Below are 227 nucleotides of genomic sequence, written 5' to 3'. Positions count from 1 at the left end.
GGCAGGCGGGTTGTTTCCGCCTTCATCGGAACAGCTTTCGCCCAGGAGACCCCGGAGGCCGCAAGCAGCCAATGGCGTAATGTCGCCGATCAAATCCGCCCTAAAGTGCCCAAGCTCGCTGCGATCATGGATGAGGCCGAGCACGATGTCCTGGCCTATATGAGTTTTCCGAAGCAACACTGGACGAAGCTTCACTCCACGAATCCCATCGAACGTCTCAATGGAGA

At 57.3% G+C, this 227-nt stretch carries 1 protein-coding gene; it reads left to right on the top strand.

Annotation, left to right across the window (positions count from 1 at the left end):
• The coding region (locus ACCD05_RS32160; protein WP_413397746.1) for a transposase at positions 1–227 on the top strand (227 nt) is incomplete at both ends.

Source organism: Rhizobium sp. Rhizsp42 (genome assembly GCF_047304155.1).
Taxonomy (GTDB): domain Bacteria; phylum Pseudomonadota; class Alphaproteobacteria; order Rhizobiales; family Rhizobiaceae; genus Rhizobium.
This window is presented reverse-complemented; position numbering and strand designations above follow the sequence as displayed.